Below are 9,956 nucleotides of genomic sequence, written 5' to 3' on the forward strand. Positions count from 1 at the left end.
GGAGAATAAGCGCCCCATAAGCGTCCGATCACGAGCCCGCCCGCAGGTGGGTACGCTGGACTGGCCATGGAAAAGCCCGTGAGAAAACCCGTTCTGGTCATCTGCGGCGTGCTGGTGCTCGCCGTGGCCGCGTTCGTGTTGTTCGGCCGCGACGGCACGCCGTCCGACACCTCAGCCGAGGCCGGGTTCGCCCGCGACATGGCCACCCATCACGCGCAGGCCGTGGACATGGCCTTCACGATCAGGGACAAGGGCCCCGCCAGGGAGATCAGGAGCCTGGCCTTCGACATCATCAACACCCAGGCCAACCAGCGCGGCATGTTCCAGGGCTGGTTGCAGCAGTGGGGGCTCAGCCAGGCGACCGACCAGCGGCCGATGGCCTGGATGGCCGGCCACGGGCACGGCGCCGCCACGACCGCGCCGGCCGCCACGACCGCGTCGGGCGCGATGCCGGGCATGGCCACGCCGCAGGAGCTGACCAGCCTCAAGGAGGCTCAGGGCACGCAGGCCGAGGTGCTGTTCCTGCAGCTCATGATCCGCCACCACGAGGGCGGCGTGCAGATGGCCGAGGGGCTGCTCCAGCTGTCCACCCGCAGCGAGGTCGTCAGCATGGCCCAGAAGATCGTCGACGGGCAGAGCGGGGAGATCAAGCTCATGACGCAGTTGCTCGCCCAGCGGGGGGCGCAGCCTCTTCCCTCGATCCTCAAGACCTCATAGGCCGATGAGCGCCGACGCGGTCGTCGTGGGGTCGGGGCCCAACGGGCTGGTCGCCGCCGTCACGCTGGCCCGTGCGGGGCGCCGGGTGCTGCTGCTGGAGGCGGCCGAGACATTCGGGGGCGGGCTGCGGTCCGGCGAGCTGACGTTGCCGGGCCGGATCCACGACCTGGGCGCGACCGTGATGGCGATGACGCTGGCCTCCCCGGCCTTCCGCGAGCTGCGCGAGCAGGGGCTCAAGGGGGTCGAGTTCGCCCACCCGCCCGTGGCGGCGGCCCATCCGCTCGACGGCCGTCCCGCCGTGCTGGTACACCGCGACGCGCGGCGCACCGCCGAGGGGCTCGGGCGTGACGGGCGCGCGTGGCTGGCGACCGCGGGGGCGGCGGCCCAGGCCGGGTTCCCGCTGATGGAGCTGCTGCTCAAGCCGCTGGGGCCGTGGCCGATGGCGCCCCTGACGTTCGCGCGGGCGGCCAGGTTCGGGCTGGCGGCGGCGCTGCCGGCCACGACGTTCGCCCGGCGGGCGTTCCGGACCGTCGAGGGGCGCGCGCTGATCGCGGGCATGGCCGCGCACTCGATGCTCGACCTGCGCTCCCCCATCACCGCCGGCTACGGGCTGACGCTGGCGGCCCTGGCCCACCTCGTGGGCTGGCCGGTGGTGCGGGGCGGGTCGCAGGTGCTGGCCGACGCGCTGGTGGCCGAGCTGCGCTCGCTGGGCGGGGAGGCGGTGACCGGGCACCGGGTGCGCCGGCTGGCGGAGCTGGCGGCGCCGGTCGTGGTGCTCGACGTGACGCCCCGGCAGTTGCTCGCGATGGCCGACCTGCCGGCCGGCTACCGGCACCGGCTGGAGCGCTACCGCTACGGGCCCGGGGTGTTCAAGATGGACTGGGCGCTGGACGGGCCGGTGCCGTGGCAGGATCCGGCGGTGGCCGGGGCGGGCACGGTGCACCTGGGCGGGACGCTGGAGGAGATCGCGCTCAGCGAGGCTGAGACGGCCGCCGGGCGGCACTCGCCCCGCCCGTACGTGCTGCTCGTCCAGCCGTACGCGGCCGACCCGTCGCGCGGCGGGCACACGCTGTGGGCCTACTGCCACGTCCCCAACGGCTCGCCCGTGGACATGACGGACGCCATCGAGGCCCAGATCGAACGGTACGCGCCGGGCTTCCGCGACCGCGTGCTGGCCCGGCACGCGGTGGGCCCGGCCGGGCTGGAGGCGGCCAACCCCAACCTGGTGGGCGGCGACATCGGGGGCGGGCTGGCGAGCCTGGGGCAGTTCCTGCGCCGCCCGGTCTGGTCGCCGGCCCCGTGGCGCACGCCGCTGCCGGGGGTGTTCCTCTGCTCGTCCTCGACGCCGCCCGGGCCGGGGGCGCACGGGATGGGCGGCTGGCAGGCCGCCCGCCTCGCCCTGCGCGCCCCCTGACGGCCCGGTGAGGCGTCAGTGGCCCGCGGCGGCCATCTCCTCGGCCAGGGCGGCGGCGAAGGCGTCGACGTCCTCCTCGGTCGTGTCGAACGCGCACATCCACCGCACCTCCCCGGTGGCCTCGTTCCAGGTGTAGAACCTGAACCGCTTGCGCAGCCGCTCGGCGACGTCCTTCGGCAGGACGGCGAACACGGCGTTGGCCTCGACCGTCCGGGCCAGCTCGACCCCGGGGATGCCGCCGACCGCCTCGGCCAGCCGCTGTCCCATGGTGTTGGCCCGCCGGGCGTTGCGCAGCCACAGGTCGCCCGACAGCAGCGCCTCGAACTGCACCGACACGAACCGCATCTTCGACGACAGCTGCATGAACGTCTTGCGCAGGTAGTCGACGCCGGTGGCCGCCTCCGGGTTGAGCACGACGACGGCCTCGCCGTACAGCAGGCCGATCTTCGTGCCGCCGAAGGAGAGCACGTCCACGCCCGCGTCGGTGGTCAGCGCGCGCATCGGCACGTCCAGCGCGGCGGCGGCGTTGGTCAGGCGGGAGCCGTCGAGGTGGACGAGCAGGCCCAGGTCGTGGGCGTGCGCGCAGATCGCGGCGATCTCGGCGGGGGTGTAGAGGGTGCCCCACTCGGTGGTGTTCGAGATCGACACCACCTTCGGCTGTGCCCGGTGCACGTCGCCGAAGCCCCACGCCTGCCGGTCGATCAGCTCGGGGGTGAGCTTGCCGTCGGGGGTGGGCACGGTCAGCAGCTTGATGCCGCCGGCCACCTCGGGCGCACCGCCCTCGTCGGTGTTGATGTGGGCGCTCTCCGCGCAGATGACCGCCTCCCACTGCGCGGTCATGGCGCGCAGGGAGACGACGTTGGCGGCGGTGCCGTTGAACACCGGCCACGCCTGGGCGCGCTCGCCGAAGTGCCGCTTGAAGACGTCCTGCAGGGCGTCGGTGTAGACGTCGTCGCCGTAGGAGATCTGGTGTCCGCCGTTGGCCGAGGCGATGGCCTCGAGGATCTCGGGGTGTACCCCGGCGTAGTTGTCGCTGGCGAAGGACTTGAGCCGGGGGTCGTGCCGGGGGATCAAGAAGTGAGGTCCAATCTGGTGCCGTTGATCTCTGCGGCCGGGCGGTCGTAGAGGCCGCCGATGGCCGCCGCCAGGTCGTTGACGTCGGTGAAGCCGGAGAACTTCGCGTCGGGGCTGGCGGCCCGCATGGCGTCGTTCACCAGGGCCTTGACGACGAGGATGGCCGCCGCGCTGTGGGTGCCCCTCAGCGAGTCGGCCAGCGCGAGCGTCCACGCCTCCGCCGCCGCCTTGGCCGCCGCGTAGACGGCGCCCCCGGCGCTCGGGCGCTCGGCCGCCTTGGCCGAGACGATCACGAAGCGGCCGTCGTCGCTGCGGCGCAGCAGCGGCTCGAAGGCCAGCGACACGTTCTGGAGGGTGCGGATCAGCAGGTCGTGCAGGAGGTCCCAGTCGTCGAGGCTGGTCTCGGCGAACGAGGAGGACCCGCGCCAGCCGCCGACCAGGTGCACCACGCCGTCCACGCGGCCGTGCTCGCCCTCGACGCTGTCGGCGAGAGCCTGTACGGCGGCGCGGTCGAGCAGGTCCACGTGCTGCTTGCCGACCCCGATCACGGTGTGACCATTTTTCCGGAAATATCCGGAAACAGCCTCACCCGTGGGCCCTCCGGCCCCGGTAACCACAATGATCATGCTCGGAGTCCCTTAGTCGATTCGACCACATCGGCCAGCTTACGGCGCAGCGCCTCGTAGAACATGCTCAGGGGGAACTCGTCCGGCAGCACCGCGTCCACCTTGGCCTTCTGCTCCTCCGGCAGCGCCTGGATCCCCTTGGCCCAGGTCGAGGCCGGATGCGGCGCCACGTACGCGCTCACCAGCTCGTACGCCGCCAGCCAGTGCGCCAGCTTGGACCGGTCGATGCTGTCGCGGTACAGCTTCTCGACCTCCCCCCGGAGGTCCGCCACCCCGTCGGCCACCCGCTCCCAGTCGATCGCGAGCCGGTTGTCCGTCCACCGCACGATGTCGTTGCGGTGCAGATAGGCGAACAGCAACTGCCCGCCGAGCCCGTCGTAGTTCCGCACCCGCTCCCCGGTGATCGGGAATCTGAACAGCCGGTCGAACAGGATCGCGTGCTGGACGTAACGGGCGTGCGGCACCCCCCGCTCCGCCAGCTTCACGGCCTCACCGAACGCGGTCAGGTCGCAGCGCAGCTCCTCCAGCGAGTACAGCCAGTACGGCATCCGCTGCTTGATCATGAACGGGTCGAACGGCAGGTCGCCGTGGCTGTGCGTGCGGTCGTGCACCAGGTCCCACAGCACGAACGTGTCCTGCGCGAGCTGCTGCGACTCCAGCAGCCGGTCGGCGTCGGGCGGCAGGTCCAGCTTGAGCGTCTCGGTGGCGGCCCTGGAGACCCGCCTGAACCGGGCGGCCTCGCGGTCGGCGAAGATCCCGCCCCAGGTGAACCGGGCGGGCGCCTGCCGGACGGCGACCGTCTCGGGGAACAGCACGGCAGAGTGCGTGTCGTAGCCGGAGGTGAAGTCCTCGAACGCGATCGGCACGAACATCGGGTTGTCGTAGCCGCCCGCCTCCAGCTCCGCCAGCCAGTCCGGCCAGATCGTCCGGATCCAGACCGCTTCGAGGTTGCGGTTCGGGTTGCCGTTCTGCGTGTACATGGGGAAGACCACGACGTGCTCCAGGCCGTCCTGGCGCTGGGTGTCGGGGTGGAAGCGGTCGAGCGAGCCGAGGAAGTCAGGCACGCCGAGGTCCTGATCGGCCCACGTGGCGAGGTCGTCGCGGACGGCCTGGAGGTAGGCGGCGTCATGCGGGAAGTACGGCGCGATCTCGGCCACACGGGCCCCGATCTCCGCCACCAGCTCCTTGCCCCGCTCCTTGCCCTCCGGCACCGAGCCGTCCTTGACCTGGAGCGGCCTGAGCTCCTCCACGGCCGCCTTGAGCCGGGCGAACAGCCTCGCCTTCGCCTCGTCGCGGGCCGCACCGGCCCGCTCGTCGCCGGGGACGCGGGCGGCCCAGGTGATCACGTTCTCCCAGAGCCGGCGGTGGTCGTGGTCCTCGATGGAGTCGTCGCCGAACAGGTCGGAGTCGGCGAACACCACCACGCGCCCGCGCCCGTGCCGGACCGCCAGGGCCAGCGGCGCGCCCGCCGGGTCGGCCGCCGCGGAGGTGCTGAACAGCACGCTCGCCTCCTCGGCAGCCCCCTCGGCGGCCAGGGTGCCGGCGCGGTAGAAGCAGGCCGTCCTGACCCCGGCCAGCAGCCCGGAGTTCGTGGCACGTTCCCCCAGCACCCAGGTGGCCACGCCCCGGTGGGCGTGCTTCGGGTCGCGTACGGTGCCGTGCACGACGCGCACCCCGAACCGGGCGAGCAGCTCGTCGAGGTTGTTGCCGTACTTGTCCTGCTCCTCCTCGGCCAGCACCACCAGCCCGCCGCCGGAGGCCACGAAGGACTCGATGGCGTCCAGCTCGGCAGCGGCGAAGACGGGGCTGCCCTGCCCGGTGGTCCGCTCCCAGCGCTCCCCCGACGGGTGCGCGATCACCAGCACGTCCCGCTCCGCCAGGACGGCGGCGTCGAGCGCGCCGGCCGTGTGGGCGGTGACCGTGTGCCCCAGGTGCCGCAGCAGCCCGGCCGCGCGGGCGTAGCTGTTGTCGTCGGGGTGGGCGGGGTTGATGGCCTCGGCCACCTCACGCCGGACGGTCCACGACTCGCTGTGGGCCTCGTCGAACAGCACTCGGGGAAACGATCGCATGAAATATCTCCTGTATCTACCGCCTTATGCCGAAAAATATACACACAGGTCAGGCATGCCTCGCCAATCCCTCCCGAATGGCGAGACGGTCAGGCGCCGGGCCGCACGACCCCGCTCTCGTACGCGAACACCACCGCCTGCGCCCGGTCGCGCAGCGACAGCTTCATCAGCACCCGGGCCACGTGCGTCTTGACCGTGGCCTCGCCCACGTACAGATCCCTGGCGATCTCCGCGTTGGTCAGGCCGCGCGCCAGCAGCCGCAGCACCTCCAGCTCGCGCGGCGTCAGCTCGGCCAGCGCGGGCGCCGGCCGCGGCTCGGCCCGCCCGGCGAAGGTGGCGATGACCCGGCTCGTCACGGCCGGGTCGAGCAGCGCGTCGCCGGCGTGCACGACCCTGATGGCCTCGATGAGCTGCTCCGGCGGCGACACCTTCAGCAGGAACCCGCTGGTGCCGGCGCGCAGGGCGGCGTAGAGGTTCTCGTCGGTGTCGAACGTGGTCAGCGTGATGACCTTGGGCGGCGACGGGCTGTCGAGCAGCTCCTTGGCCGCCGCCAGCCCGTCGAGCCGGGGCATCGAGATGTCCATGAGGACGATGTCCGGCCGCGTGCGCCGGGCCACGGCGACGGCCTCACGCCCGTCGGCCGCCTCGCCGACGACCTCCATGCCCGGGTCGCTCTCCACGACCATGCGCAGCCCGGCCCTGACCATCGCCTGATCGTCCGCGATGACTATACGAATGCCCACACGCCGGAGGGTAGACGCCGGGTGGCCGCCTTGAACACCGCCCATCCACCGTGGCCAAGCCGGACACAAGTGAGTTCCAAGTCAGGACAGGTGGACGCTCTGCCTGATCCTCGCCTGGGTGGCGTCGTCGCAGGTGGCCTTGGCGCAGAAGTACATGATCAGCATGGTCTTGGGCTCGCGGTCGATGACGTAGCTCACGAAGGCGAGCCGGGTGCCGCTGGCGGGGTCGTGCAGGGTGCCGTCGAAGCGGGTGGCGGGGCTGTTGCCCGCCTGGTCCTGCACGGGTTTGCCGAGATCCACCTGGCCGGGCAGCAGGGCCTCCATCTTGGGCTTCATCAGCTCGGAGGTGCCGCTGGCGTCGAGGGTGTCGGAGACCTGGACGTACACGCCGGCGACGCTGTCGGGGTCGCCGTCGGTGATCTCCTTGATCTTCGACCAGTCGGCGCCCGGGCCGGCCACGAACAGCTCCTCGAACTCGGCGGCGTGCGGCGAGGCCACCGCGAAGAGGTCCTGGTGGGTGCGTACCGTCCAGTCGCCCGGATACTCGAACGTGAGCGGCGCGGCGGCGCTGGTCTTGTAGTCGGTCCAGGTCTCGCCGCGGTTGTTCATGATGACGAACGCGACCAGCGCGAGCGCCGCGACGGCGGCCACCAGCGTGGCGGCCACGATCGGGACCCGGCCCGGCCGCCCCTTGCCCACGGACGCCCGCGTCGGCTGCCCGGACACCCCGGCGGTGGCCGGAGGCCGCCCGAACGGGGAGGCGACCTGCGGGGGCGGCTGGGGCAGGGAGTGGGGACCGGAGCCCGGCCCCGGCAGGGAGTGCGGCCCGGAGCCCGGGCCGGAGGAGGGCACGGCACGGGGGCCCGAACGCTGGACGGGGTAGGGCCCGGAGTGCGGGCTCTGGCTCGGACGGGGCACCAGGTGCGGGCCCGAGCCCGGCCCGGCGTACGGGTCGTGCTGCGGGGCGCTGATCGCGTCGCGCAGCGCGGTCACGAACTCGGTGCACGTCGCGTAGCGCTGGTCGGGCGACTTGGCCAGCGCCCGCATCATCACGGCGTCGATCTCGGCCGGCAGCTCGGGCCGCAGCTGCGACAGCGGCGTGGGCTGCTCGGCCAGGTGGGCCCAGAGCAGCGCGATGTCGTTCTCGCGCTGGAACGGCAGCCGCGCCGACAGCGCCTCGTAGACGACGCAGGCCAGCGCGTACTGGTCGCAGCGGCCGTCGATGTGCTCCTTGTTGATCTGCTCGGGCGACATGTACCGGGGCGTGCCGATGAACTGGTCGGTCTGCGTCAGCCCCGAGATGGACGAGCGGTGCTTGGTGATGCCGAAGTCGGTCAGGTAGACGTGGTCCCCGGCCAGCAGGATGTTGGCCGGCTTGACGTCGCGGTGGATCAGGTCGTGCGCGTGGGCGGCGTCGAGCGCGGCGGCCACCTGGGCGAAGATCTGGTTCGCCTGGCCGAGCGGCAGCGGGCCGCGGTCGTAGATGAGCCGGCGCAGGTCGAGGCCGTCGACGTAGCGCATGGCGATGTACAGGACGCCGTCGGCGTCGGCGTTCGCCTCGTAGATCGGGATGATGTTGGGGTGCTCGATGCTGGCGACCGTCCTGGACTCCAGGATGAACCGCTGCCTGAACCGGTCGTCGACGCTGAGCACCGGGTTGAGGATCTTCAGCGCCACCCGGCGGCTCAACCTCGGGTCGAGTGCCAGGTAGACGACGGCCATGCCGCCCTTGCCGACGATGTCCTCGATGTAGTACCCGGCCACCTCCTGGCCGATGAGCGATCTTTCGTTCAATGGCATCACGTCTCGATGGGGTGGCCGCAGTAGCCGCAGAAGCGGTGCGCCGGCCCGAGCCTCATCCCGCACGAGGTGCAGTATTTGACTCCCGGGTCAGGCGCGGTCATCACCTGCTGCTGCTGCGGGACCACTTGGAACGGCTGGGACCGGCGTACCGCGACGGTCTGGTTGGCCCCGTCGTCGAACGATGGACCCGCCGCCAGCGGTTGCGGCAGTTCTGTCGGTTTCTCAGGAGTGCGGCGACGCCACAACAAATACGCTCCACCCGCGGCGGCTACGAAAAGTATCCCGGCCGCCAGGATGAGCGGCCACAGCGGCGTGGACCCCGCCGGCTCGCTCGCCGCCTTCCTGGTGCCCTGGTCCTCCGGGCCGCCCCGCTTGGCCAGCGAGGTCTTCAGCAGCGCGGCGGCCACCACGTTGCCCGGGTAGAGCTCCAGCACGCGCTGGAAGCCGGGCGCCGCCTCGGTGTAGTACTTGGTGTGATAGCGGGTCAGCGCGGCCTCGAACGCCGTGTCGATCGCGCCCCTGCGCGGCACCACCTTGGCGGCGGCCAGGATGCCGGTGATCTCCCTGACCCCGATCATCTTGCCGTCCTTGCCGCCTCCGACCAGCAGGCCGATCACGTGGCCGTCCTTGTCGCCGATCACCGGCGCGCCGACCAGGCCCTTGTCCGCCAGGCCGCCCAGCTTGACCGGCTCGTCCACCTTCTTCTCGGGGTCGGAGAACGGCCTGCCGCTCTCGCCCGCGGCGCCGCCCTTGGCCAGGTGGGCGATCGCGACCGTGTGCGCGACGGTCGGGCCCGGCCGGCCCAGGAAGCCCGCCACGTTGGTGGGCGCGCCCTCCTGGTCGGGCACCTTGTCGGCGAGCGGCGCGGTCGGCATGCCGACGCCGCCCGCGACGGGGGTCACCGGCACCAGCACCGCCGGGCTGTCGGGGTCGGGGCCGGCCTTGATGCACTTGACCTTGAAGCCCTCCGCGCTGGCCGGCGACACGTTGGGGAAGGCCGTGATCTCGGTGGTGACCTCGATGATGCAGGTGGCGGTGGCCGACTTGGGCGGGTAGCACGCCTGCAGGTGGCGGTTGAGCAGGTCGTCGGAGAGCTTGTGCTTCTCGTAGTCGGCCGGGATCTTCACGTCGTGGTGCTCGGCGAAGATCTTGTTGGCCGCGTAGACGGCCACGTCGTCGGGGTTCACCGCCAGGCGCCTGAGCGCGACGATCGTGCCGTCGGGGCTGACGACGGTCCCGGTGCCCTGGCCGAACGGGAGGTCGTAGGACCGCTCCACATGCTGGAGCTCGCCGACGTGGTCGAGCAGGGTGATCTCCACGTGGGACACGGCTTCCACGCGCACCAGGGCCGGGCTCACCAGGTCGGTGATCCCGCTCGGGTGCTCGTGCGCCGCGACCGGCATCGCGGTGAGCGCCAGTGCCACCGCGACGCCACCGGCAAGAGCTATGAGGCGCGCCATCTCCGCTCCAAACGCAGGACTAGGACCAGGGTCCCAATCACCTGCCGTAA

At 71.9% G+C, this 9,956-nt stretch carries 8 protein-coding genes; 2 read left to right on the forward strand and 6 right to left on the reverse strand.

Annotation, left to right across the window (positions count from 1 at the left end):
- The first annotated feature begins 78 nt into the window (after nt 1–78).
- Both AB0J69_RS06895 and AB0J69_RS06900 read left to right on the forward strand, forming a co-directional pair.
- Nucleotides 79–717, forward strand: coding sequence for a DUF305 domain-containing protein (locus tag AB0J69_RS06895; RefSeq protein WP_364113697.1), 639 nt, complete (start codon nt 79–81; stop codon nt 715–717).
- A 4-nt stretch (nt 718–721) separates the two neighbouring features.
- Entirely contained in the window at nt 722–2,131 is a 1,410-nt protein-coding gene (locus AB0J69_RS06900) for an NAD(P)/FAD-dependent oxidoreductase (RefSeq protein ID WP_364113699.1), read from the forward strand.
- Between the two features lie 15 nt (nt 2,132–2,146).
- Here the strand turns inward: AB0J69_RS06900 and AB0J69_RS06905 are convergent, their stop codons facing one another.
- The 6 genes from AB0J69_RS06905 to AB0J69_RS06930 all read right to left on the reverse strand — a co-directional run bounded on the left by AB0J69_RS06905 (nt 2,147) and on the right by AB0J69_RS06930 (nt 9,906).
- Nucleotides 2,147–3,205, reverse strand: coding sequence for a low specificity L-threonine aldolase (locus AB0J69_RS06905; RefSeq protein WP_364113701.1), 1,059 nt, complete (start codon nt 3,203–3,205; stop codon nt 2,147–2,149).
- Nucleotides 3,202–3,831, reverse strand: a complete 630-nt coding sequence (locus AB0J69_RS06910) for an SDR family NAD(P)-dependent oxidoreductase (RefSeq protein ID WP_364113703.1) — start codon at nt 3,829–3,831, stop codon at nt 3,202–3,204. Before AB0J69_RS06910 ends, AB0J69_RS06905 begins: the two co-directional genes overlap by 4 nt.
- Nucleotides 3,828–5,900, reverse strand: coding sequence for a DUF6421 family protein (locus AB0J69_RS06915; RefSeq protein ID WP_364113705.1), 2,073 nt, complete (start codon nt 5,898–5,900; stop codon nt 3,828–3,830). The genes AB0J69_RS06910 and AB0J69_RS06915 overlap by 4 nt, the downstream gene beginning before the upstream one ends.
- An 89-nt stretch (nt 5,901–5,989) precedes the next feature.
- The gene (locus tag AB0J69_RS06920; protein WP_364113707.1) at nt 5,990–6,643 is read right to left on the reverse strand and encodes a response regulator transcription factor; all 654 of its coding nucleotides are present in this window, start codon (nt 6,641–6,643) and stop codon (nt 5,990–5,992) included.
- A gap of 81 nt (nt 6,644–6,724) precedes the next feature.
- Nucleotides 6,725–8,443 (reverse strand): protein kinase, encoded by a 1,719-nt coding sequence (locus AB0J69_RS06925; protein WP_364113709.1) that lies wholly within the window; start codon nt 8,441–8,443, stop codon nt 6,725–6,727.
- Nucleotides 8,443–9,906 (reverse strand): zinc ribbon domain-containing protein, encoded by a 1,464-nt coding sequence (locus tag AB0J69_RS06930; protein WP_364113711.1) that lies wholly within the window; start codon nt 9,904–9,906, stop codon nt 8,443–8,445. The genes AB0J69_RS06925 and AB0J69_RS06930 overlap by 1 nt, the downstream gene beginning before the upstream one ends.
- Between the last annotated feature and the right edge of the window lie 50 nt (nt 9,907–9,956).

It is taken from the genome of Nonomuraea sp. NPDC049709 (assembly GCF_040674815.1).
Classification (GTDB): domain Bacteria; phylum Actinomycetota; class Actinomycetes; order Streptosporangiales; family Streptosporangiaceae; genus Nonomuraea.